Raw genomic sequence first — 22,002 nt, 5'->3', positions numbered from 1 at the left:
GTCAACCTCGCAAAGGGGCGAATTGAGCGAGTGTACGAGGCAGTCAGAATCAATGCGAGCCGGGCGCGGATTTATTCGTTGAGTTTGGCGAGGATCTTGTAGACCACGGTCGCCAGGATCATCAGCATGCCGATCCACATGGCGAAGACGCCGGCGTTCTTGTCGCGGAAGTTGAAGCCGATGGCCAGCAGGATCATCCCGCTCAGGATCGGGACGAGCATGGCGTGGAACGAAGACATCGAGATCATGGAGACTGCCTTGTCGAAGGGGATGATGTAAGTCTAGGTCGGTTTCTTTGAAGCTGTATTGATCTGTGTAGGAGCTGCCGCAGGCTGCGATCTTTTGATCTTGCTTTTGAACTGCAAAAAACAAGATCAAAAGATCGCAGCCTGCGGCAGCTCCTACAGGGATTTGTGATCATCCCGAGAGATGATCGTTTAGCGATTACGGCAATTCACGGGAGGCGTAGAACGCGCTCAGCACTTTGACCAGGTGTGCCAGGTCATGGCTGCCGCACAGTTCGCGGATCGAGTGCATGGCGAAGGTCGGCAGACCGATATCGACGGTGCGCACGCCCAGGTGGCTGGCGGTGATCGGGCCGATGGTCGAACCGCAACCCATGTCACTGCGCACCACGAAGCTCTGTACCGGCACTTCTTCGGCCATGCACAAGTGGCGGAAGAATCCGGCGGTTTCGCTATTGGTGGCGTAGCGCTGGTTGCTGTTGACCTTGATCACCGGGCCGGCGTTGAGTTTCGGGCCGTGGTTGGCGTCGTGCTTCTCGGCGTAGTTGGGGTGTACGCCGTGGGCGTTGTCGGCTGAGACCAGCAGCGATTTTTGAATGGTACGGACGAACTCGTCACCTTCAGGCAGCAGGCGGCGCAGGGTCTGTTCGAGCATCGGGCCATCGGCACCGCACGCCGAGCAGGAGCCGACTTCTTCGTGGTCGTTGCACACCAGCACGCAGGTTTCTTCGGTGTCGGCGCTGAGCAGGGCTTGCAGGCCGGCGTAGCACGACAGCAGATTGTCGAGGCGCGCGCCGGCGATGAAGTCGCCATGCAGGCCGATGACCGCCGCGCTCTGGGTGTCGTAGAAACTCAGCTCATAATCCAGCACCACGTCGGCGTTCAGGCCGTGTTCGCGAGCCAGTTGATCGGTCAGTACCGCACGGAAGTCGACGCGCTCGTCACCGGCGAACTGCGCGAGGATCGGCGGCAGCTCGGTCTGTGCGTTGATCGCCCAGCCTTGGTTGGCTTCACGGTTGAGGTGAATCGCCAGGTTGGGAATGATCGCGATCGGCGCCTTGAAGTCGATCAACTGGCTTTCGACCTTGCCGTCGCGACGGAAGGTGACGCGGCCGGCCAGCGACAGGTCGCGGTCGAACCACGGTGCCAGCAGTGCGCCGCCGTAGACTTCAACGCCCAGTTGCCAGAAGCCCTGACGTTGCAGTTCCGGTTGCGGCTTGACCCGCAGGCACGGGCTGTCGGTGTGGGCGCCAACCAGGCGGATACCGTCGTGCAACGGCGAGTTGCGGCCCATTTTGATCGCGACGATCGAGGAGTCGTTACGGGTGACGTAATAGCGGCCGTTGGCCTCGGTGGTCCATGGCTCGCGCTCGTCGAGGCGCACGTAACCGGCGGCCTCCAGACGTTGAACAAGGCTGGCGGTGGCGTGGAACGGGGTAGGGGAGGCCTTGAGGAAGTCGATCAGGCCTTGGTTCAACTCTTCGCGCATAAGAAGCTCCAGACAGCAATGGGCGCGAGTTTAACGCATCGGCCGGGGAATTGAATCCGGAGCGGATGCCTGTGGGAGCGAGCCTGCTCGCGAAAGCGCTATGACATTCAACATTGATGCTGACTGATCAATTGCTTTCGCGAGCAGGCTCGCTCCCACATGGGTTCGGCGGTGCTTGTCAGAACGGCGCAGGGCACTCGAAGCGCAGACGCTCGCCGGTTTGCGGATGGGTGAAGCTGAGCATGCTGGCGTGCAGGCACAGGCGCGGCCAGGCGGCGAGGGCCTGTTCGTGGGCGTAGAGCCCGTCGCCCAGCAACGGGTGCCCGATGGACAGCATGTGCACGCGCAACTGATGCGAGCGCCCGGTGATTGGCGTCAGTTCGACGCGGCACCAGTCGCCGCAACGTTCCAGTACGCGCCAGAAGGTCAGTGCGTGTTTGCCGAATTCGTGGTCGACCACGTGGCGCGGTTTGGTCGGTGGGTCGTAGCGCAGCGGCAAATCGATGCTGCCGCTGTCCAGTTCCGGCTGACCCCAGGCCAGGGCGGTGTAGGCCTTTTCGGTTTCGCGGTCGTGAAACTGCCGCGACAATTCGCGGTGGGTGTCGGCGTCACGGGCCAGCAGAATGATGCCGGAGGTTTCCCAGTCCAGACGATGGACGATACGCGCTTCCGGGTAGCCGTTTTCCTGCAGGCGGGTGATCAGGCAGTCCTTGTTGTCGTCGGCGCGACCGGGCACCGAGAGCAGCAAGGTCGGCTTGTCGACCACCAGTACAGCGGCGTCCTGATGGATGATGCGGATGTTGGACAACGGCATTAAAACAGCCTCGTAACAAATGCCAACGGCGGTTCAGGGCCATTCCCGCATGGGAGTGACCCTGAACCGCCGTCGTTCCTGCCGGATCGACTCAGCGATCAGGCAGGGTGATGTTGAGTTCCAGAATCGAGCAACTGCCCTGGCTTTCCAGTGCAACATGTACGTCGTCGTTGCCGATGTTGACGTACTTGCGGATCACGTCGACCAGTTCCTTCTGCAAGGCTGGCAGGTAATCCGGCGTGCTGCGCTGGCCGCGCTCATGCGCCACGATGATCTGTAGACGCTCTTTCGCTACCGAGGCGGTACTTGGCTTTTTGTTGGCACGAAAGAAGTCAAAAAGGTTCATTACCTACCTCCAAACAGGCGCTCGAAGAATCCCTTCTTCGTAACATCGAGGAAACGATGTTCTTTTTCTTTGCCCAGCAGACGATCAACGGCATCGCTGTAGGCCTGACCGGCATCGCTCTGGTCGTCGAGAATCACTGGAACGCCCGAGTTGGAAGCCTTCAGGACCGCCTGCGACTCAGGGATCACGCCCAGCAGGGTCACGGCCAGGATTTCCTTGACGTCTTCGACGCCCAGCATCTCGCCATCGCTGACGCGCTGCGGGTTATAACGGGTCAGCAGGAGGTGTTCCTTGATCGGCTCTTCGCCGAGTTCGGCACGACGCGATTTGCTGGCCAGCAGGCCGAGCATGCGGTCCGAGTCACGTACCGAGGACACTTCCGGGTTGGTCACGATGATCGCTTCGTCGGCGAAGTACATCGCCAGGTGTGCGCCTTTCTCGATGCCCGCCGGGGAGTCGCAGACCACGAAGTCGAAGTCTTCCTTCAACTGCATCAGGACTTTTTCCACGCCTTCCTGGGTCAGCGCGTCTTTGTCGCGGGTCTGGCTGGCGGCCAGCACGTAGAGGTTTTCCAGGCGCTTGTCTTTGATCAGGGCCTGCTGCAGGTTGGCTTCGCCGTTGACCACGTTGACGAAGTCATACACCACGCGACGCTCGCAACCCATGATCAGGTCGAGGTTACGCAGGCCCACGTCGAAGTCGACGATCACTGTTTTGTGGCCGCGCAGAGCGAGGCCGGTACCGATAGCGGCGCTGGTGGTGGTCTTACCCACACCACCCTTGCCGGATGTAACCACGAGAATCTTGGCCAAGGTGTTTCACCCCTAAGGAAGAAGGACTGTTTAGCCCCTGAAAAACATCTCTTGAAAACTACTGCAGTCGGACAGCCTTGGCTGGAATTCGGCGCAAGTCGCACTTGCCGGGGGCAAACGCTCCTTGATCCTTTTTCCTACTTCGTTTGAGCCGTTTTCGCTACGTTTTAGAGATGCTTGGAAAATGCGGCAGTATCCGTTAAAGCCGAATGATGTTCAACACGTCGGCCGACAGGCTGACCTGTACACCGGAGCCCCACAGTGGATCGCGGCGCAAATCTTCGGAAACCTTGTAATGCCCGGCGATGGAGATCAGTTCAGCGCTCAATTGCTGACAGAAAATCCGCGCCTTGGTGTCGCCTTTGACGCCGGCCAGGGCGCGACCGCGCATCGGGCCGTATACATGGATGTTGCCATCGGCCAGAAGTTCCGCCCCCGGACTGACCGAGGAAACCACCACCAGATCGCCACCCTGGGCGTATATCTGTTGGCCACCACGTACTGGCGTGGTGATGACGCGGGTCGGTTTGACCGTCGGCTCCGGCGGCTTTTCCGGCTTCTTTTTGACTTCCGGTTCCGGCGCTTCCAGCGGTCGCTCACGGGCGCCGGACGGCGGCAGCACCGGGATGTCGATGGCGATGGCGGCAGCGATATCTTCGATACGGCTGGCGCGGATCGCCAGGGTGCGCAGACCATGCTGGCGGCATACGCGCATCAGACCGGGCAGATCGACCGCGCCTTCGCCGGGCGGCAGTTTGTCCAGCGCCAGGACCAGCGGCGCATTGCTGAAGAAGTTCGGCGCCTGGGCGACTTTGGCGGCCAGTTGCCGATCAAGGCTGTCGAGGTCGTTGCGGGACAGTTCCAGCACCGTAATGGCCAGCATGCTGCCCTTCAACTGGAACACGGGATCTCGGTCTGGCGATTCGTTTTGGCTCATATCGGCATACAACGGCTTGTCACTAAAAGTGCCGAGACTTATAACGAGAACGCCCGCGAGCCGCAAGCCGGGTCGAACGATGTAGAATGCGCGGCCACTGAATTTACGGAAGCTTTAATGGATCGCCCGCGTTTTCGAAGAGCCTTTCTTTCTCCCCGCTTCTGGCCGCTCTGGTGCGGTCTGGGGCTGTTGTGGCTGGTCGTGCAGTTGCCCTATGCGGTTTTACTGACGATCGGTCGTGTTTTGGGCGCATTGATGTATCGCGTGGCCGGCGACCGGCGGCGCATCGCCAAGCGCAATCTCGAGCTGTGCTTCCCGGAAAAATCCGCTGCCGAGCGCAAACGCCTGCTCAAGGAAAACTTCGCCTCCACCGGCATCGCCTTCTTTGAAATGGCGATGAGCTGGTGGTGGTCCCGTGAGCGTCTGGCCAAATTGGCCCACGTCGAAGGCCTGGAGCATCTGCAAAAAGCCCAGCGCGAAGGCAAGGGCGTGATCCTCATGGCCGCGCACTTCACCACCCTGGAAATCGGCGCGGCGCTGCTCGGCCAGCAGCACACCATCGATGGCATGTACCGCGAGCACAAAAACCCGTTATTCGACTTCGTCCAGCGTCGGGGCCGCGAGCGGCACAACCTCGATTCGCTGGCGGTGGAGCGTGACGACGTGCGCGGCATGCTCAAGCTGCTGCGTTCAGGCCGGGCGATCTGGTACGCACCAGATCAGGACTACGGCGCCAAGCAAAGCATCTTCGTGCCGCTGTTCGGCATTCAGGCTGCGACCGTGACCGCGACCACCAAATTCGCCCGCTTGGGTAAAGCGCTGGTGGTGCCGTTTACTCAGGAGCGTCTAGCGGATGGCAGCGGTTACAAACTGGTGATCCACCCGCCGCTGGAAGACTTCCCGGGTGAAACCGAAGAGGCCGACTGCATCCGCATCAACCAGTGGGTGGAAAGTGCGCTGCGCGCCTGCCCTGAGCAATACTTGTGGGCGCACCGCCGCTTCAAGAGCCGTCCACCGGGCGAGCCGAAGCTTTACCCGAAACGGCGCGGCTGATTCACTCACCCTTTCAAGCACCACGGAGCGTTGCGATGAGCCCAGCTGAACCGGTCACAGGTTTGATTCTTTCCGGCGGCGGGGCTCGGGCGGCGTATCAGGTGGGGGTGCTGGCGGCGATTGCCGAATTGCTGCCGCTGGGCGCGGACAATCCGTTTCCGGTGATCGTCGGCACTTCGGCCGGGGCGATCAATGCGGTCAGCCTGGCCAGCGGCGCCACCGATTTTCGCGCGGCCATCGAACGCCTCACACTGTTCTGGCAGGGCTTTCGCAGCCATCGGGTGCTGCGCAGCGACTGGCCCGGGGTGATTCGTCAGGCCAGCCGCTTTGTCAGTCACAGCCTGCTCGGCATCGGTCGGCAACTGCCGGTGGCGCTGCTCAACAGTTCGCCGCTGCGCGACCTGCTCAATGAAAAACTGCACATGCCCGGCATCGCCGAATCCATCGCCCGCAAGCAATTGCATGCGGTGGCGGTGACCGCGTTCGGCTACGAGTCGGGGCAGGCGGTGACCTTTTATCAGGGCGGCGGCAAGATCGATGCGTGGTTGCGCCATCGGCGGATCGGCGTGCCGGCGCAATTGTCGGTGGACCATTTACTGGCCAGTTCGGCGATCCCGTTGCTGTTTGCCCCGGTAAAAATCGGTGAGGAATATTTCGGTGACGGCGCAGTGCGCCAATCGGCACCGATCAGTCCGGCGCTGCACCTAGGCGCGAGTCGGGTGCTGGTGGTGGGTGTGAGTGGCAACCCGCGCGGTTTTGATCCGCAGCAGCCGCTGGAGCGCGCCTACACCGGGCAGCAGCCGACGCTGGCGCAGATCGGCGGGCACATGCTCAACAGCACGTTCATTGACAGTCTGGAAAGCGACATCGAGTTGCTCCAGCGTCTGAACCAGTTCAGTCGACTGATGCCCGATGGCGTGCCGACTCGCGAACTGGGGGTAGCGCCAGTGGACGTGCTGGTGATTGCGCCGAGTCAGCCGATCGACGAGATCGCCGCGCGGCATCGCCAGGAATTGCCGGCGGCGTTGCGCCTGTTCCTGCGCGGCCCGGGGGCGACGAAAACGAGTGGGGCAGGGGTGCTGAGTTATCTGCTGTTCGAGGCGGGGTATTGCAGCGAGCTGATCGACCTGGGACGGCGCGATGCGTTGGCCAAGCGTGAGGAGTTGTGCCGGTTTCTGGGGATCACCGAGGCGGTGGTTTCGGCCTGAGAGGTGTGCTGAAGCCATTCGCGAGCAAGCTCGCTCCCACAGGAAATGTGTCGTTCACAAAATCCATGTGGGAGCGAGCTTGCTCGCGAAGGCGTCCTTGCGGACGCCGCTGGATCAGAAGTGGAACTTCACCAGGAAGCTTGTGGTGCTCTGATTGGTCTTGAACGCACCGGTGTCGTCGATCCCGTACTTGTCTTTCCAGTAGTCGTATTCAACACCGACATACAACTGCTTCTCGCCAAAACTCAACGCCTTGCCCAGGTCGTATTTGATCTGCGGGTTGAAGTGCAGGTTGGCGTGGTACTCGCCCTTCTTGTTGACGTCGTTGTCGGTGACCCAGTCCATGAAGCCGTCGATCAGGATGTCCGACTTGCCGACCGGGATGGTGTAAGACCAGACCGGGGTGATCTGCCAGACGTTGTCACCGGCGCGAGCGCCTTGGGTGTGGCGCTGGTAGAAGTTCAACTGGAAGTAGTCGAAGCCCGGGATCGCGAGGTCGAAGCCTGGGCCGATCAGGTACGACTCGGTGTCACCTTCGCCGAACTCGTAAGTCATCGCCAACAGCACGTCTTTGATCGGGCCGAACTCAATCTTCTGGTCGAGCACCTTGCCCAGCGAGATGCGCGGGCTGAACTCACCGTAGTAGGTGTTCGGGCCGTTGCTGAAGTCCTTGCCACCGTTGTAGAAGATCTTGTCGAGGAAGAAGAAGTTATCCCCGTACTTCCACGCATCGGCGTGCTCGAAGGTGACGGTCTGCTGAATGCGCGGGTTGACCTGGAAGTCCTTGCCATACAGGTAGGTCAGGCTGTTGTTCTGCCATTGCAGCAGGCCGTCGGCCATGGCCTGGCCGCCGGCCAGCATCGATCCCGCGAGCATCAGGCTGGTGCACATACGTTTCATTCGGTTGCTCCCAAAGTAGGTGTTCCACGTTTATTTTTTTAAGATCGGCGCTCTGGTGTGGCGCCTTTTTTCGTTGCTGCAAAAGTCATCCGATCGGTCAGCTTCGCTGGTGATAGCAAGAGCCGGGCCAAGGCTTTCGAAAAGCAAAAAAACGCCCGTTCGGCTGCTGAAAAACAGTCGATTGCGCGTGTTTTCGGGATGCCTCGGTACTGACCGGGGCCGGGATAAGTTGGCCCGTCGGTCAGGAATTAAATCCGGGCTTTTTTTTAGACCGAATTCAAGAGGCCGCGGAGAATACTGACTCCTCGGCCAGCTCTCAAGTGCCCCGCAACAGAGCACCGACGACAGGTATGGGGCACGGTTGCGGGCCATCTCAGAAGTGCACCTTCACCAGCAGGCTGGCGGTGTTCTGGTTGGTGTCGAGGTTGTGGCTGCTTTCGACGCCATATTTGTTCTTCCAGTAGCTGTATTCGGTGCCGACGTACAGCTGCTTCTGGCTCCAGCCCAAGGCTTTGCCGAGGTCGTATTTGATCTGCGGATTGATGTGCAGATTGGCGTGGTAAGTGCCGCGCGAGTTCTGATCGTTGTCGACCACCCAGTCCAGATAGCCATCGATCAGCAGGTCGGAATTGCCCAGCGGCACGCTGTACGACCAGCCCGGAGTGATCTGCCACACGCCGTCGCCGGGGCGCGGGCCTTCGGTCTGGCGGCGGAAAATGTTCAGGGTCACGTAGTTGAAGCCGGGCACTTTCAGGTCGAAGCCGGGGCCGATCAGGTAGGCCTCGCTGTCGCCTTCGCCGTACTCGTAGGTCATCGCCAGCAGCACGTCCTTGATCGGCCCGAACTCGATTTTCTGGTCGAAGATCTTGCCAAACGAGAAGCGCGGGGTGAATTCGCCGTAGAAGGTGTGCGGGCCTTTGTTGCGGTCTTCCTGGCCGTTGTAGAAGATCTTGTCGACGAACAGGAAGTTGTCGCCGTACTTCCACTTGTCGGCGTGCTCGAACGTCACCGTCTGCTGGATCGACGGGTTGATCGCGAAGTTCTTGCCGTACAGGTAGCTCAGGCTGTTGGTCTGCCACAGCAGTAAATCGCCGGCCATGGCCTGACTCGCGGCCAGCAGGCCGCCACTCAACAGAACGTTGGTTTGCGTGCGAATCATCGGTTGCTCCCTCTTGTTTTTATTGTTGAGGCAGGGTGTTGCACGTCCCCTGTGGGAGCGAGCCTGCTCGCGAAGAGGGCGTGTCAGTCGCCATCACTGTTGAATGACACAACGCTTTCGCGAGCAGGCTCGCTCCCACAAGGTTTTGTGGTGACTTGGTTAATGCTGATGTGCGTGGCAGTCGTTGATCGCCGCGCGTTCGGCGCCGCCGAGGATGTTGAACAGCAGGTTCAGGGTCAGCGCGCTGAGCGTGGCCATGGCGATGCCACTGTGGGTGATCGGGCTCATCCACAGCGGCAGATGCGCGAAGAACTCCGGACGCACCACCGGGATCAGGCCCATGCCGATGCTCACTGCCACCAGCAGTTGATTACGCCGGTCGCCGATGTCGGCTTCTTGCAGGATCTTGATCCCGGTGGCAGCAACCATGCCGAACATCGCGATCGCCGCACCGCCCAACACCGCCGGCGGAATCGACGCCACCAGGAATGCGGCTTTCGGCAGCAGGCTCAGCACGATCAGCAGGCCACCGGCGACGATGGTCACCGAACGGCAGCGCACGCCGGTCATCTGCACCAGGCCGATGTTCTGCGCGAACGAGGAGTGGGTGAAGGTGTTGAAGAAACCGGCGACGAACGAGGCGCCGGCATCGCACAGCAGGCCGCGACGCAGCATGCGTGGGCAGACTTCCTGACCGGTGATCTTGCCCAGCGCGAGGAACATCCCGGTGGACTCGACGAAGATGATCACCACCACCAGACACATCGACAGGATCGGCGCCAGTTCGAATTTCGGCATGCCGAAGTGCAGCGGGGTGACGAACTGAACCCATGGCGCGTTGGCCATGCCGCTCAGGTCGACCATGCCGATGGCGCCGCAGAGCACGTAGCCCAGGCACATGCCGATCAGCACGGAAATATTGACCCAGAAGCCGCGCATGAAGCGGTGGATCAGCAAAATGGTCGCCAGCACCAGCGCGGCGATGGCCAGATAAATCGGTGAACCGAATTGCGCCGCGGCGGCTCCGCCACCGGCCCAATTCACGGCCACGGGGAACAGCGACAGACCGATCGAAGTGATGACCGTGCCAGTCACCAGCGGCGGGAAGAAACGTACGACCTTGGACATGAACGGTGCGATGAGCATGCCGAAGAATCCGGCGGCGATGGTCGCGCCGAAGATCCCTTGCAGACCGATACCGGGCATGCCGGCCATGGCGACCATGCTGCCGACGGCCGCGAAACTGGCGCCCATCATCACCGGCATGCGGATGCCCATCGGGCCGATGCCGAGCGACTGGACGATGGTGGCGATACCGGCGACCAGCAGGTCGGCGTTGATCAGGAAGGCGATTTCTTCACGACTCAGGCCAGCGGCCTGTCCGATGATCAACGGCACCGCGATGGCACCGCCGTACATCAGCAGAACATGTTGCAAACCGACCAGGATCAGTTGCAAAAGGGGCAAACGCTGAATGGCGGGTGCGTCGGGGATGCGCGCTTTGGACAGCTCGGACATGCAACACCTCGGATCTTTTTATTCTTGTGATTAACAGCTGCCGGGTTGCTCACAGCTGTTTCTTTGCATCATTCATATGCCTGGCTGGAGGCATTTTGTGGCGAGGGGATTTATCCCCGATGGGCTACGAAGTAGCCCCAAAACCTGCAACCGCGTACATCAGGCAGATTGCGATTGCCAGGTTTGCGACGGCTGCGCCGCCGATCGGGGATAAATCCCCTCACCACAGGTAAATCCATCCACCTGAAAAGCCTGCTTTTACACAGACTTTTGTCTGGCTCAGTTGGTCTGGGCTCCCTGGGCGATCCATGCACCGATCAGGTCACGTTCCTGCTGGGTCATCTGCGTGATGTTGCCCAGTGGCATGATCTGCGTGGTGATGGCTTGCGCCTGGATCCGTGCCGCGTTCTGGCGGATCTGCTCGGGGGTGTCGAACATCACACCGGCCGGTGCCGCGCTGAACAACGGGCTGGTCGGTTTGGCCGAGTGGCAAACCGCGCAGCGTTCCTGGATCACGTTGTGCACCTTGTCGAAGGCAGGACCTGCGTTGGACGCTTGCGCCGGTGCCGCAGCCGGGGCTGCTGCTGGCGCTGCAGGTGCTGCCGCTTCAGTCGGTTTCGCGCCGCCGCCCAGTGCCGTTTCCGGCAGCGGTTGGTACTCGATTTTCGCGGGTGCCTTGGCCACGTCCGGTGCGGTCGGCATCGGCGCCGGGCCGGTGACGTACGCCAGGGTGATCATGCCCACCGCTGCCACGGGCAGGGTCCAGGCAAACTTGTGGCTGTCGTGACGGGTGTTGAAGTAGTGACGTACCAACACCGCCAACACCGCGATCCCGGCCAGGATCAACCAGTTGTACTGGCTGCCATAAGTGCTCGGGAAGTGGTTGCTGATCATGATGAACAGCACCGGCAGGGTGAAGTAGTTGTTGTGACGCGAACGCAGCAGGCCTTTGGCGGGTAGCGCCGGGTCCGGCGTGCGGTTCTCGGCAATCGCCGCCACCAGTGCACGCTGCGCCGGCATGATGATGCGGAACACGTTGCCGACCATGATGGTGCCGATGATCGCGCCGACGTGCAGATACGCACCACGACCGCTGAACACCTTGCTGAAGCCATACGCCGCGCCGATGATCAGCACGAACAGGATGAAGCCGAGCAGGGCCGGTTTCTTGCCAAGGGCCGAATCGCAGAGGAAGTCGTAGATGAACCAGCCGGCGATCAGCGAACCGATGCCGATGGCCACGCCTTCAGGGCCGGTCAGGCCGCTGCCGGGTGCCACGAGGTAGAGCACGGGGTTGGAGTAGAACACCACGCACAGCAGCGCGATCCCCGACATCCAGGTGAAGTAGGCTTCCCATTTGAACCAGTGCAGGTTCTCCGGCATCGACGGAGGGGCCAGTTTGTATTTTTCCAGGTGATAGATACCGCCGCCGTGGATCGCCCACAGATCGCCGGCCAGACCGGTTTTCGGGTTGACGCGGTTGAGGTTGTTCTCCAGCCAGACGAAGTAGAACGACGCGCCGATCCAGGCCACGCCAGTGATCATGTGAACCCAGCGCACGCTCAGGTTCAGCCATTCCAACAGATGTGCTTCCACAGTCTTTACCTCTCGCCTGTCACTCTTGTTGTCGAGTGATCAGACCTTCTCTTATTGGTGGGGGGCGAGGATCAACCGCTCATCCTCTTTGAAAAAATGCTCATCGCAGTTATTGCCTGTGCCACTGCGATCAACCACCAGGAAGTCATCCCGCTTTTCGATCGTCAGCACCGGGTGGTGCCAGACGCCGCGATGGTAATTGATGCCCTGCCTGCCGTTGGTGACGAAGGCGCGGACCAAGCCTGATACAGGTACATCGCCAAGTGGCGCGACCACGATCAGAAAGGGGTTGCCGAGCAGCGGAATGAAAGCCTGGCTGCCCAGCGGATGGCGTTCCAGCATGCTCACGGTCAACGGCATGTCCTGCGCGTCGGCGCGGAAGATGCTGATGATCGCGTTGTCCTCAGGCGTAGCGGTTTCGACCGTCGCCAGTTTGTGGAAGCGCATGGTCGAACCGTTGTTGATCATGAAGTGGTCACTGCCGTCGGTTTCGATCACGTCACCGAAGGGGGCGAAGGCTTCTTTGGTCAGCGGTTCAATCTGTAGTGTGCGCATGCTGTTCTTTTCCGAATTCTGTGTTGACTGTTCTGACGCCTTCGCGAGCAGGCTCGCTCCCACATTTGGAGTGCATCCCTTGTGGGAGCGAGCCTGCTCGCGAATGGCTTCACTGCTTATTTAGCGACCTTGCCGAGCACGCGCAGGCGGCTCACACCACCATCCGGGAACACATTGAGGCGGATGTGGGTGATCGGGCCCAGCGCCTTGATCTGCTCGACGAAGGTGTGTTCGGCGTGCATTTCCAGCTTCTGGCTCGGCAGCAGTTCGCGCCAGAACAGCGACTGGGTTTCGATCTGGCTGTCAGTGCCGCCCTTGACGAACGCGCCCTGGATCGAGCAGGTGTCCGGGTAGTTGCCCTTGAAGTGCAGGGTGTCGACGATGATTTTTTCGATCTCGCCCGGATGGCCCAGCGCGACGATCACCCAGTCATTGCCCGGCGTGCGACGACGTGCGGTTTCCCAGCCGTCGCCCATGTTGATGCCACGGCCCGGGTTGAGGATGTTGCTCATGCGGCCGAAGTGTTCGTCGGAGCAGGCGAGGGCGCGGCCACCGTTAAGGGCTGCGGCCAGATCGACTTGCTCGTTGTCGCCAACCGCGGACCAGTCGCGGAACGGAATGCCGTACACGCGCAGACGGGCGACACCGCCGTCCGGGTAGATGTTGAAGCGCAGGTGGCTGAACGCTTGGTCATTGCTGATTTCGTGGTAGTGGTGGCTGTTGCCCTGCAGCTCGACGGCCGACAGGACTTCAGTCCACTGGGTGTTTTCGTCCGGTTCGCCCGAGGCCAGGAAGCATGCTTCCAGCGAGGCCGATGGCGGGAAATTGCCGGTGAAGAATGAAGTGTCGATGTCCACGCCTTTGATCGAGCCCGGTACGCCCAGGCGGATTACCGCGCTGTCGTAGCCTTCGAAGCGCTTGCGACGCGATTCCCAGCCGTCCATCCACTTGCCGTTGTCGTCGAACACACCCTCCTTCCACACGGCCGGGGTCGGCTGAAACAGACGATTGGCGTCTGCGAACCAGTCATCGGTGACCGAGATGATTTTGGTGCCCAGACGGGCATCGGCCAGGTTGACGAACTTCTCGAAAGGTACGGCGTAAGCTTTCATTCTTCTTGTCTGCCTTTAATAAGTTGGCTGGGGATGCTTGCAAGGCCCTGGGTGCTCTCCGCGTTTGACGCACTCGGGCCAGGCTTCGCTAGAGAGTCAGTAAACGGAACAGGGCGATCTTGTTGATCTCCGCCAGCGCGCATTTGAATTCGGTGTCGACCGAGTTGTGAATGCGCGTTTCGAACGCCGCGAGGATCTTATGCCGGTTGCTGCCTTTTACCGCCATGATGAAGGGAAACTTGAACTTGGCCTTGTAGGCGTCGTTCAGCTCGGTGAAGCGCTGGAACTCTTCGGCCGTGCATTGGTGAATACCGGCGCCAGCCTGTTCATTGGTGCTGGCTTCGGTCAGTTGGCCCTGGACGGCGGCTTTGCCGGCCAGGTCCGGGTGAGCGTTGATCAGCGCAAGCTGGCTGGCGTGATCGGCGCTCAACAGGATGTCGCTCATGCGCTGGTGCAGGGTTTCGATCTCGTCGATCGAAGCGTCCACGCCCAGGTCGTAGGCCTTCTCGGCCACCCATGGCGAATGTTCGTAGATGTCGGCGAAGGCTTTGACGAAAGCGTCGCGGCTCAGGGTCGACGGTTGCAGGGTTTGAAAGCGGCTCATTTGGCGGCCCCTTGATACGGATGGGTTTCGTGCCAGTGGCGCGCGATATCGACGCGACGGCTGAACCACACCTGTTCATGACTTTTGGCGTATTCGATGAAGCGCTTGAGCGACGCCAGACGCGCTGGACGGCCGATCAGGCGGCAGTGCAGACCGATCGAAAGCATCTTCGGCGCTTCGGCACCCTCGGCGTAGAGCACGTCGAACGCGTCTTTGAGGTATTCGAAGAAATCGTCGCCCTTGTTGAAACCCTGTACCTGAGTGAAGCGCATGTCATTGGTGTCGAGGGTGTACGGGATCACCAGGTGCGGCTTGCCGGTCGGGTTATTCGGTTCCCAGTAGGGCAGGTCGTCGTCGTAGGTGTCGCAGTCGTAAAGGAAACCGCCTTCTTCCATCACCAGGCGCCGGGTGTTCGGGCCGGTGCGGCCGGTGTACCAGCCCAGTGGGCGTTCGCCGGTGAGTTCGGTGAGGATGCGGATCGCTTCGAGCATGTGCTCGCGCTCCTGCGCCTCATCCATGTACTGATAGTCGATCCAGCGGTAGCCGTGGCTGCAGATCTCGTGGCCGGCTTCGACCATCGCGCGGATCACATCCGGGTGGCGCTGGGCAGCCATGGCGACGGCGAAGATGGTCAGCGGAATGTCGAATTCCTTGAACAGTTTCAGGATCCGCCAGACGCCGGCGCGGCTGCCATACTCGTAAAGCGATTCCATGCTCATGTTGCGCGCGCCTTGCAGCGGCTGGGCAGCAACCATTTCCGAGAGGAAGGCTTCGGATTCTTTGTCGCCGTGCAGGATGTTGCGCTCGCCGCCTTCTTCGTAGTTGAGTACGAAGGACAGCGCGATGCGCGCGTTGCCCGGCCAGTGTGGGTGAGGAGGGTTACTGCCGTAACCGATCAGGTCGCGTGGGTAGTCAGCGCTCACTGCAGTCTTCCTTCTTATTCGTTGACAGGTTTGTGTAACGGCCTGCGCAGGCTGGCGTCACAGCGATGGGCTGATTGTATACAACTTTATTCGCAATTTGTAAGCCTGAATTTTTGCATTTTTCACCGACTGTCATCTTTTGCTGCTAATGGCGTAAGCCTGCAAGAAACCTGCCTGATCAGTCAGCTAATGGCTGTGAGGTTCAATACTCAGGCGCTTGAGGGGCAGATCAAGGTGAAACACCCGAATGGCGGGGGTGGTGCGAAAAATGTCGTTTTTATTGTGTACAATTTTTTTGAAAAGTGTCTTAATCAGTCGCTCGCCGCAGCTTTTCGTGCTCCGAATCGGTGCGGTCTCCTTTTACCTGACTTCGGGAGGCGCGAAGTCTGACTGCTCTTTGCGGCCAGGCGCGCAGAATCAATGGGACGTTTGACAACACACGTTTTGGACGCTGCACACGGTTGCCCGGGCAGCTCGATCAAGGTCGAGCTGTACCGCGTTGAAGGTTCGCACCTGGAATTGGTCGCCAGTGCGATAACCAACAGCGATGGTCGGGTCGATGCGCCGCTGCTGCAAGGCGATGACTACCGCACCGGGGTCTATCAGGTGCAGTTCCACGCCGGCGATTACTACCGCGCCCGTGGCGTGCAACTGCCGGAACCGGCGTTCCTCGACGTGGTGGTGCTGCGTTTCGGCATCTCCGCCGAGCAGGATCACTACCACGTGCCACTGCTGATCTCGCCTTACAGCTATTCCACCTACCGGGGCAGTTGACCCCCAAGCAGCTGCCCCCACCGGGAAGCGACTGCGCATATAGCTTCTTTGGTCTTTCGCCCGCTCACACTGCGGGCTTTTTTTCGCCTGCCTTAAAGTCAAAAGATCGCAGCCTGCGGCAGCTCCTACAGTTTGGAATGCAATCCCCTGTAGGAGCTGCCGCAGGCTGCGATCTTTTGCTCTTTAACGGCTCAACAGCGACGCAGCGCCCGCACCACTGAACAACCCGGCACTCACCCGGTTGAACCAGCTCTGCCCCTTGCCGCTACGCAGATAGCGCGCCGCGCCATGTGCACCCAGCCCGTAAGCCAGTTTGCAGCACAGATCCAGCACCACCCAGGTCGCGATCATGATCAGCAATTGCGGCAGGAACGGTTGTTGCGCGCTGAGGAACTGCGGCAGAAACGCGGCGAAAAACAGAATGTCCTTCGGATTGCTGGCGCCCAAGACGAAGGCCCGGCCAAACAGGGTGCGGAAACGTGGCACCGGTGCGGCCTGCGGCACTTCGGCGCCCACCGCTGGCTGACGCGATTGCTGCCAGCTCTGCCAGGCGAGGTAGAACAGGTACAGCGCGCCGACGATTTTCAGGGCGCTGAACAACTGTTCTGACGCCAGCAACAGGGCGCCCAACCCCAGCGCCGACGCACTGAGCAGGCATATCGAGGCGATCACACCACCCAAAAACGCCGGGTAAGAGCGGCGCAAGCCGTAGTTCAGACTGTTGCTGATCATCAGCAAAGACAGCGGCCCCGGAATCAGGATCACCACCAATGCAGCGCCGCTGAACAGCAGCCAGGTTTCCAGACTCATCACTTTGCTCCTTTTATTGTTGTACTCAAGAATGTGCAAAAGCCCCACCCGCGAGGGTGAGGCTGGTTTGACGCTTGAACCGCGTGACGCTTACAAGAAGATGAACTTGGCGATGAAGATCGCGCAGAGCACCCACAGGCTGACGGAAATTTCCTTGTACTTGCCGGTGCCGGCCTTCAACGCCACGTAGGTGATGAAGCCCAGCGCAATGCCGTCGGCAACCGAGAAGGTCAGCGGCATCATGATTGCGGTGACGATCGCCGGGATGGCGTCAGTGGCTTCATCCCATTCGATGTGGGCCATGCCGCCCATCATCAGCATCGCGACATAAATCAGCGCGCCGGCGGTGGCGTAAGCCGGAATCATCCCGGCCAGCGGTGCGAAAAACATCGCGGCTATAAATAGCACACCTACGGTGACTGCGGTAAGACCAGTCCGACCACCAGCCGCTACGCCAGCGGCACTTTCCACATAGCTGGTGACAGGAGGAACACCGACCACCGCGCCGAAAACACTGGAGGCACTGTCGGCTTTCATCGCGCGGGAGAGGTTTTCGATACGGCCGTCAGCGTTGACCAGATTGGCGCGTTGGGCGACGCCCATCAGCGTGCCGGCGGTGTCGAACATGTGTACGAAGAGGAAGGCCAGGACCACGCTGATCATGCTGACGTTGAACACGCCCGCGACGTTCATCGCCATGAAGGTCGGCGCCAGGCTTGGCGGGGTCGACATGATTCCTTCGTAGTGCACTATGCCCAGGCCCCAACCGGCCAGGGTCACGGTGATGATGCTGATGAGGATCGCGCCGAACACCTTGTGGTAGCTGAGGATCGCGATCATCAGGAAGCAGATCGCCGCCAGCAGCGGGGCGGGTTCACGCAGGGAGCCGAGCTTGATCAGCGTCGCCGGGCTGTCGACGACGATACCGGCGGTTTTCAGACCGATCAGCCCGAGGAACAGACCGACACCGGCGCCCATCGCAAAACGCAGGCTGACCGGGATGCTGTTGAGCAGCCATTCGCGAATCCGCGAGAAGGTCAGGATCATGAACAGCACACCGGAAACGAATACCGCACCGAGCGCGGTTTCCCAGTTGTAGCCCATGGTGCCGACGACGGTGTAAGTGAAGAAAGCGTTGAGGCCCATGCCCGGCGCCAGACCCACCGGCCAGTTGGCGTACAGGCCCATCAGCAGGCAGCCGAGTGCGGCGGCGATGCAGGTGGCGACGAAGGCTGCACCGTGATCGATCCCGGCATCGGCCATGATGTTCGGGTTGACGAAGATGATGTAAGCCATGGTGATGAAGGTTGTCAGACCGGCAATCAGCTCGGTCTTCACCGTGGTGCCATGCAAGCTGAGTTTGAAGATGCGCTCCAGCACGCCTGTGCGTAAGGGCGGCGAGAGTTCCAGCGTCGATGCTTCGGATTTGCGGCTTTCCACAGCGAGTACTCCTCAAGAGTTTTATTGTTATTTCCAGGGCCGGACCCATGAGGGGTGGCAGCAGCCCTTTGAGGCATACGCGAATTTGTTGACCATGCGGTCAGGAACTCGCACGCAGTGGATTATGCTTTTGTGTACAAATAAAGCAAATATTGTTTTTGGTTTTGTTTACGAAAGGTCAGGCGATAGGGATATATCGCCCTTGCGGGCCCCTTCGCGAGCAAGCTCGCTCCCACATTTGAAATGCGTTCCATTGTGGGAGCGAGCTTGCTCGCGAAGAGGCCGGTCCAGTCAATCGACGTGTGACTGAGTGCTCCCAAGCGCCATATTCACCGCCAACCACCCATTCACCGCCGCCTCCCCAGCCTCAGCAAACACCCGCTCGAGCAACTTCACCTGCTCACGCCGCAACGCCTGCTCAAACTTCTCACCTTCAGCAGTCAGCTCCAGCAAGCGCTTACGCTTGTCCGCCTCCGACGCCACGCTGTCCACCAAGTGCATTTCCTGCAGCTGGCGCAACGGCATGTTCAGCGCCTGTTTGCTCACGCCGAGCAATCCCAGCAATTCCTTCACACTCAAATTCGGATAACGCGCGATGAAAAACACAATCCGCTGATGCACCCGGGACAGGCCGCGACGTTCGAGCATTTCGTCGGCCTTGGCGGTGAACGCCTGATAGCCGAAGAAAAACGCTTCCATCGCCTGCTGCTGGCTGGCGGGGTCTTTAAGGTCAAGCATGTTGACGTACTCGCTCAAGCTGTCGTAGTTTCAGTCAACCAGTTTGACTCATTTTCTCCAGCCCTCGCTACCGGTGACTCCCATGGCTTTTTCCGAACGTGTTTCGCGCCTTAAAAGTTCTCTGATCCGTGAAATCCTCGCCGCCGCTCAGCGCCCGGAGGTGATGTCGTTTGCCGGTGGCCTGCCCGCCGAAGCCATGCTGCCGAAAGTCGAATGGGCCGACATGCCGCTGTCCCTCGGCCAATACGGCATGAGCGAAGGCGAGCCGGCGCTGCGTGAAGCGCTGGCGACGCAGGCGCGAGCGCTGGGTCTGGCGTGCACCGCGAGTCAGGTGCTGGTGGTCAGCGGTTCCCAACAGACCCTCGATCTGGCAGCCAAGTTGTACATCGACAAGGGCACCGAAATTCTTCTGGAAGCCCCGACCTACCTGGCCGCGTTGCAGATCTTCCAGCTGTTCGGCGCCGATTGCCTGACCGTGCCACAAGAGTCCGACGGCCCGAACCTGGCGCAGCTACGCAGTCGTCTTGAGCAACACCGCCCGGCATTCATCTACCTGATCCCGACGTTCCAGAATCCGTCCGCCGTGCGTTACAGCGAAGCCAAGCGCGCTGCGGTCGCCGCGCTGCTGGATGAATTCGGCGTGACCCTGATCGAAGACGAGCCGTATCGCGAACTGACTTTCGATGGCGGCAGCGCCAAACCGATTGCCGGGCGTTTGAAGAAAGCCAGCTGGATCTATACCGGCACCGTGTCGAAAACCTTGCTGCCGGGTTTGCGCGTCGGCTACCTGATCGCCAGCCCGGACCTGTTTCCGCACCTGCTCAAACTCAAGCAATCGGCGGATCTGCACACCAACCGCATCGGCCAGTGGCAGGCGCTTCAGTGGATCGGCAGTGAAAAATATCAGCAGCACCTGGGTGAGTTGCGCGGCTTCTACCGGCAGCGCCGCGATGCGTTTCAAGCGGCGCTGGAAACGCATTTCTCTGATCTGGCGGACTGGAACATGCCGCAGGGCGGGCTGTTTTTCTGGCTGACGCTCAAGCAACCGCTGGATACGCGAACGCTGCTCAACGAGGCGCTGGCCAATGACGTGGCGTTCATGCCGGGCGAGCCGTTTTTTCCCGAGCCGGATAAAAACCTCGGGCACCTGCGTTTGAATTTCAGCCACATCGACCCGGCGCGACTGGATGAAGGGCTCAAGCGACTGGCGGCGGTGGTGAAGCAGGCGCAACTAGACAAAGCAGCCTGAAAAAAATAAACCGGCTCGAGGGCCGGTTTATTTTTGACTGGAATTTGGGGTGGCTGAGTAGGCCTCTTCGCGAGCAGGCTCGCTCCCACAGTGGAAATGCATTTCAAAGGGTGGGAGCGAGCCTGCTCGCGAAGGCGTCAATCAACCCACCACATAATCATCAGACCGCAGCAAACCGCTTATCCAGATAATCAATAATCACCTTGGACTCATACATCCAGGTCGTCTGCCCATTCTCTTCAATGCGCAGGCACGGCACCTTGATCTTGCCGCCCTGGTCCAGCAGGGTCTGGCGATCCTGTGCGTTGTTCTTCGCGTCCTTCAGTGCGACCGGCACATTCAGGCGACGCAGGGTGCGGCGGGTTTTCACGCAGAACGGGCAGGCGTGGAACTGATACAGGGTCAGGCCTTTGGCGGCGGCGTTGACTTGCGCCTGTGCCTCGGCGGGGCGCTGTTTCTTGCCCGGGCGGGTGATGAAGTCAATGAAGATAATCAGTTGGCCAAGGCCGACACGAAGCGCTTTTACGAACACGTTGAAAGCCTCACGGTGCAAAGAGAGAAGGGCGCGCAGCTTACCCGATTTTTCACGGACGAAAAAAACCGGCGATCAACGCCGGTTTTTTTCTGCAGCCGATTACTTGATCAGGCTGAGGAACTCGCTGCGAGTCGCCGCGTTTTCGCGGAACTCACCGAGCATCACCGAAGTGATCATCGACGAATTCTGTTTCTCGACACCGCGCATCATCATGCACATGTGCTTGGCCTCGATCACCACGGCCACGCCCAGCGCACCGGTGACTTGCTGCACCGCGTCGGCGATCTGGCGGCTGAGGTTTTCCTGGATCTGCAGGCGGCGGGCGTACATGTCGACGATCCGCGCGACCTTCGACAGGCCCAGCACTTTGCCGCTCGGGATGTACGCGACGTGCGCCTTGCCGATGAACGGCAGCAGGTGGTGTTCGCACAACGAGTACAGCTCGATGTCCTTGACCAGCACCATTTCGCTGTTGTCGGAGCTGAACAGGGCACCGTTGGTGACCTCTTCGAGCGTCTGTTCATAACCGCGGCAGAGGTACTGCATGGCTTTGGCGGCACGCTTTGGCGTGTCGAGCAGGCCCTCGCGGGAGACGTCCTCGCCCAATTGGCCGAGAATCGCGGTGTAATTCTGTTCCAGTGTCACAGGGGCTGATTCCATAAGGGTTTCAGAGGGGGTACTGTTTCTGTCTGTACCAATTTTGTACCAATCAAGCTGTTTTCGAGCTTACCGAGTTTACCCCAGTCAGTGCTGGTGCTTTACCCATCACTGCCATTCATCAGTAGTGTGAGTGAGATTGGTAATAAATGCAGGAATTATACCCGACTCCTGTACATGGTAGCGTAAGTGTGTTGGGAGTTATATTGCTGACTTGTCTCCGTCCGTAATTTAATCAGTCAGGTTACAAGTTTTTTGATGAGTGGTGCTTGATGCCTGGTTGTATTTATGGTATGCAAGGTTCTCTGGTTTAAGCTAAGTCGTTCCAACTCCCCGCCCCCCCCCCCTCGTTTGCTGTGCAATTCTCAACGTTCGAATTACCTCTTTGAGTAATGCGTGATTACAAAAAAATAATTCTCCATAGTTGTGTTCGGAGGAGCGTAGTTCAATTAAGGCGATTATTATGTAGGTGGAGGTTTGCTGGAACTGCTTGTCAATATTGTTGGGTATAGGAAGGGTCTTGCTTGT

23 protein-coding genes are annotated in these 22,002 nt (G+C 59.9%); 4 read left to right on the top strand and 19 right to left on the bottom strand.

Features of this window, described 5'->3' with window-relative positions:
* Positions 1-71 precede the first annotated feature (71 nt).
* From ACM6HV_RS06495 to minC, 6 genes are all read right to left on the bottom strand, one after another.
* Positions 72-248 (bottom strand): hypothetical protein, encoded by a 177-nt coding sequence (locus ACM6HV_RS06495; protein WP_177327380.1) that lies wholly within the window; start codon positions 246-248, stop codon positions 72-74.
* Between the two features lie 196 nt (positions 249-444).
* The gene (locus tag ACM6HV_RS06490) at positions 445-1,734 is read right to left on the bottom strand and encodes a M18 family aminopeptidase (protein ID WP_041068806.1); all 1,290 of its coding nucleotides are present in this window, start codon (positions 1,732-1,734) and stop codon (positions 445-447) included.
* A gap of 178 nt (positions 1,735-1,912) precedes the next feature.
* Positions 1,913-2,548: an RluA family pseudouridine synthase gene (locus ACM6HV_RS06485; protein WP_007960625.1), complete on the bottom strand. Its 636-nt coding sequence runs from the start codon at positions 2,546-2,548 to the stop codon at positions 1,913-1,915.
* Between the two features lie 91 nt (positions 2,549-2,639).
* Entirely contained in the window at positions 2,640-2,894 is a 255-nt protein-coding gene (minE, locus tag ACM6HV_RS06480) for a cell division topological specificity factor MinE (RefSeq protein WP_003223146.1), read from the bottom strand.
* A complete protein-coding gene (gene minD, locus ACM6HV_RS06475) occupies positions 2,894-3,706 on the bottom strand; it encodes a septum site-determining protein MinD (protein ID WP_007960626.1) in 813 nt (270 codons plus the stop codon). Before minD ends, minE begins: the two co-directional genes overlap by 1 nt.
* 199 nt (positions 3,707-3,905) lie before the next feature.
* Entirely contained in the window at positions 3,906-4,643 is a 738-nt protein-coding gene (gene minC, locus ACM6HV_RS06470) for a septum site-determining protein MinC (protein ID WP_027613349.1), read from the bottom strand.
* A gap of 117 nt (positions 4,644-4,760) precedes the next feature.
* On the opposite strand from minC, the gene ACM6HV_RS06465 reads away from it, so the two are divergent.
* A complete protein-coding gene (locus ACM6HV_RS06465) occupies positions 4,761-5,696 on the top strand; it encodes a lipid A biosynthesis lauroyl acyltransferase (protein WP_096797021.1) in 936 nt (311 codons plus the stop codon).
* 35 nt (positions 5,697-5,731) lie between these two features.
* Positions 5,732-6,904: a patatin-like phospholipase family protein gene (locus ACM6HV_RS06460; RefSeq protein ID WP_414903788.1), complete on the top strand. Its 1,173-nt coding sequence runs from the start codon at positions 5,732-5,734 to the stop codon at positions 6,902-6,904.
* Positions 6,905-7,018: 114 nt separating this feature from the next.
* On the opposite strand, the gene ACM6HV_RS06455 is transcribed toward ACM6HV_RS06460, so the two are convergent.
* The 8 genes from ACM6HV_RS06455 to puuE form a co-directional block, all read right to left on the bottom strand.
* Positions 7,019-7,804 carry an outer membrane protein OmpK gene (locus tag ACM6HV_RS06455; RefSeq protein ID WP_047598973.1) on the bottom strand — a complete coding sequence of 262 codons (786 nt, stop codon included), beginning with the start codon at positions 7,802-7,804 and terminating at the stop codon, positions 7,019-7,021.
* A 373-nt stretch (positions 7,805-8,177) separates the two neighbouring features.
* Positions 8,178-8,963 carry an outer membrane protein OmpK gene (locus ACM6HV_RS06450; RefSeq protein ID WP_041068820.1) on the bottom strand — a complete coding sequence of 262 codons (786 nt, stop codon included), beginning with the start codon at positions 8,961-8,963 and terminating at the stop codon, positions 8,178-8,180.
* A 159-nt stretch (positions 8,964-9,122) separates the two neighbouring features.
* Positions 9,123-10,481: a nucleobase:cation symporter-2 family protein gene (locus ACM6HV_RS06445; RefSeq protein ID WP_047292943.1), complete on the bottom strand. Its 1,359-nt coding sequence runs from the start codon at positions 10,479-10,481 to the stop codon at positions 9,123-9,125.
* A gap of 279 nt (positions 10,482-10,760) precedes the next feature.
* Positions 10,761-12,077 carry a urate hydroxylase PuuD gene (locus ACM6HV_RS06440; RefSeq protein ID WP_414903787.1) on the bottom strand — a complete coding sequence of 439 codons (1,317 nt, stop codon included), beginning with the start codon at positions 12,075-12,077 and terminating at the stop codon, positions 10,761-10,763.
* 51 nt (positions 12,078-12,128) lie between these two features.
* Positions 12,129-12,632 (bottom strand): ureidoglycolate lyase, encoded by a 504-nt coding sequence (locus tag ACM6HV_RS06435; RefSeq protein WP_041068829.1) that lies wholly within the window; start codon positions 12,630-12,632, stop codon positions 12,129-12,131.
* Positions 12,633-12,748: 116 nt separating this feature from the next.
* Positions 12,749-13,744, bottom strand: coding sequence for an allantoicase (alc, locus tag ACM6HV_RS06430; RefSeq protein WP_003223166.1), 996 nt, complete (start codon positions 13,742-13,744; stop codon positions 12,749-12,751).
* A gap of 88 nt (positions 13,745-13,832) precedes the next feature.
* The gene (gene uraD, locus ACM6HV_RS06425; RefSeq protein ID WP_414903786.1) at positions 13,833-14,348 is read right to left on the bottom strand and encodes a 2-oxo-4-hydroxy-4-carboxy-5-ureidoimidazoline decarboxylase; all 516 of its coding nucleotides are present in this window, start codon (positions 14,346-14,348) and stop codon (positions 13,833-13,835) included.
* The gene (puuE, locus tag ACM6HV_RS06420) at positions 14,345-15,271 is read right to left on the bottom strand and encodes an allantoinase PuuE (RefSeq protein WP_039769896.1); all 927 of its coding nucleotides are present in this window, start codon (positions 15,269-15,271) and stop codon (positions 14,345-14,347) included. Before puuE ends, uraD begins: the two co-directional genes overlap by 4 nt.
* 420 nt (positions 15,272-15,691) lie before the next feature.
* Between puuE and uraH the strand changes: the two genes are divergently transcribed.
* Positions 15,692-16,045 (top strand): hydroxyisourate hydrolase, encoded by a 354-nt coding sequence (uraH, locus tag ACM6HV_RS06415; protein WP_003223171.1) that lies wholly within the window; start codon positions 15,692-15,694, stop codon positions 16,043-16,045.
* 183 nt (positions 16,046-16,228) lie between these two features.
* On the opposite strand, the gene ACM6HV_RS06410 is transcribed toward uraH, so the two are convergent.
* The 3 genes from ACM6HV_RS06410 to ACM6HV_RS06400 all read right to left on the bottom strand — a co-directional run bounded on the left by ACM6HV_RS06410 (position 16,229) and on the right by ACM6HV_RS06400 (position 19,033).
* Positions 16,229-16,855, bottom strand: coding sequence for a LysE family translocator (locus ACM6HV_RS06410; RefSeq protein WP_003223174.1), 627 nt, complete (start codon positions 16,853-16,855; stop codon positions 16,229-16,231).
* A gap of 90 nt (positions 16,856-16,945) precedes the next feature.
* Positions 16,946-18,295: an NCS2 family permease gene (locus tag ACM6HV_RS06405; RefSeq protein WP_414903785.1), complete on the bottom strand. Its 1,350-nt coding sequence runs from the start codon at positions 18,293-18,295 to the stop codon at positions 16,946-16,948.
* A 291-nt stretch (positions 18,296-18,586) separates the two neighbouring features.
* Positions 18,587-19,033, bottom strand: coding sequence for a MarR family winged helix-turn-helix transcriptional regulator (locus ACM6HV_RS06400; RefSeq protein ID WP_414903784.1), 447 nt, complete (start codon positions 19,031-19,033; stop codon positions 18,587-18,589).
* An 82-nt stretch (positions 19,034-19,115) separates the two neighbouring features.
* On the opposite strand from ACM6HV_RS06400, the gene ACM6HV_RS06395 reads away from it, so the two are divergent.
* Positions 19,116-20,282 (top strand): PLP-dependent aminotransferase family protein, encoded by a 1,167-nt coding sequence (locus ACM6HV_RS06395; RefSeq protein ID WP_414903783.1) that lies wholly within the window; start codon positions 19,116-19,118, stop codon positions 20,280-20,282.
* A 160-nt stretch (positions 20,283-20,442) separates the two neighbouring features.
* On the opposite strand, the gene ACM6HV_RS06390 is transcribed toward ACM6HV_RS06395, so the two are convergent.
* Positions 20,443-20,814 (bottom strand): glutathione S-transferase N-terminal domain-containing protein, encoded by a 372-nt coding sequence (locus ACM6HV_RS06390; RefSeq protein ID WP_414903782.1) that lies wholly within the window; start codon positions 20,812-20,814, stop codon positions 20,443-20,445.
* A gap of 102 nt (positions 20,815-20,916) precedes the next feature.
* Complete coding sequence (gene folE, locus ACM6HV_RS06385) at positions 20,917-21,462, bottom strand: GTP cyclohydrolase I FolE (RefSeq protein ID WP_010456659.1); 546 nt, start codon at positions 21,460-21,462, stop codon at positions 20,917-20,919.
* Positions 21,463-22,002: the final 540 nt, after the last annotated feature.

Source organism: Pseudomonas sp. IT-P260, from assembly GCF_949768395.1.
Lineage (GTDB): Bacteria > Pseudomonadota > Gammaproteobacteria > Pseudomonadales > Pseudomonadaceae > Aquipseudomonas > Aquipseudomonas parakoreensis.
This window is presented reverse-complemented; position numbering and strand designations above follow the sequence as displayed.

Bases quoted from the DNA above. Each gene is read 5' to 3' on its own strand.
- ACM6HV_RS06495 (WP_177327380.1), bottom strand. From the start codon at position 248: ATGATCTCGATGTCTTCGTTCCACGCCATGCTCGTCCCGATCCTGAGC.
- ACM6HV_RS06490 (WP_041068806.1), bottom strand. From the start codon at position 1,734: ATGCGCGAAGAGTTGAACCAAGGCCTGATCGACTTCCTCAAGGCCTCC.
- ACM6HV_RS06485 (WP_007960625.1), bottom strand. From the start codon at position 2,548: ATGCCGTTGTCCAACATCCGCATCATCCATCAGGACGCCGCTGTACTG.
- minE (WP_003223146.1), bottom strand. From the start codon at position 2,894: ATGAACCTTTTTGACTTCTTTCGTGCCAACAAAAAGCCAAGTACCGCC.
- minC (WP_027613349.1), bottom strand. From the start codon at position 4,643: ATGAGCCAAAACGAATCGCCAGACCGAGATCCCGTGTTCCAGTTGAAG.
- ACM6HV_RS06465 (WP_096797021.1), top strand. From the start codon at position 4,761: ATGGATCGCCCGCGTTTTCGAAGAGCCTTTCTTTCTCCCCGCTTCTGG.
- ACM6HV_RS06460 (WP_414903788.1), top strand. From the start codon at position 5,732: ATGAGCCCAGCTGAACCGGTCACAGGTTTGATTCTTTCCGGCGGCGGG.
- ACM6HV_RS06455 (WP_047598973.1), bottom strand. From the start codon at position 7,804: ATGAAACGTATGTGCACCAGCCTGATGCTCGCGGGATCGATGCTGGCC.
- ACM6HV_RS06450 (WP_041068820.1), bottom strand. From the start codon at position 8,963: ATGATTCGCACGCAAACCAACGTTCTGTTGAGTGGCGGCCTGCTGGCC.
- ACM6HV_RS06445 (WP_047292943.1), bottom strand. From the start codon at position 10,481: ATGTCCGAGCTGTCCAAAGCGCGCATCCCCGACGCACCCGCCATTCAG.
- ACM6HV_RS06435 (WP_041068829.1), bottom strand. From the start codon at position 12,632: ATGCGCACACTACAGATTGAACCGCTGACCAAAGAAGCCTTCGCCCCC.
- alc (WP_003223166.1), bottom strand. From the start codon at position 13,744: ATGAAAGCTTACGCCGTACCTTTCGAGAAGTTCGTCAACCTGGCCGAT.
- uraD (WP_414903786.1), bottom strand. From the start codon at position 14,348: ATGAGCCGCTTTCAAACCCTGCAACCGTCGACCCTGAGCCGCGACGCT.
- uraH (WP_003223171.1), top strand. From the start codon at position 15,692: ATGGGACGTTTGACAACACACGTTTTGGACGCTGCACACGGTTGCCCG.
- ACM6HV_RS06410 (WP_003223174.1), bottom strand. From the start codon at position 16,855: ATGAGTCTGGAAACCTGGCTGCTGTTCAGCGGCGCTGCATTGGTGGTG.
- ACM6HV_RS06400 (WP_414903784.1), bottom strand. From the start codon at position 19,033: ATGCTTGACCTTAAAGACCCCGCCAGCCAGCAGCAGGCGATGGAAGCG.
- ACM6HV_RS06395 (WP_414903783.1), top strand. From the start codon at position 19,116: ATGGCTTTTTCCGAACGTGTTTCGCGCCTTAAAAGTTCTCTGATCCGT.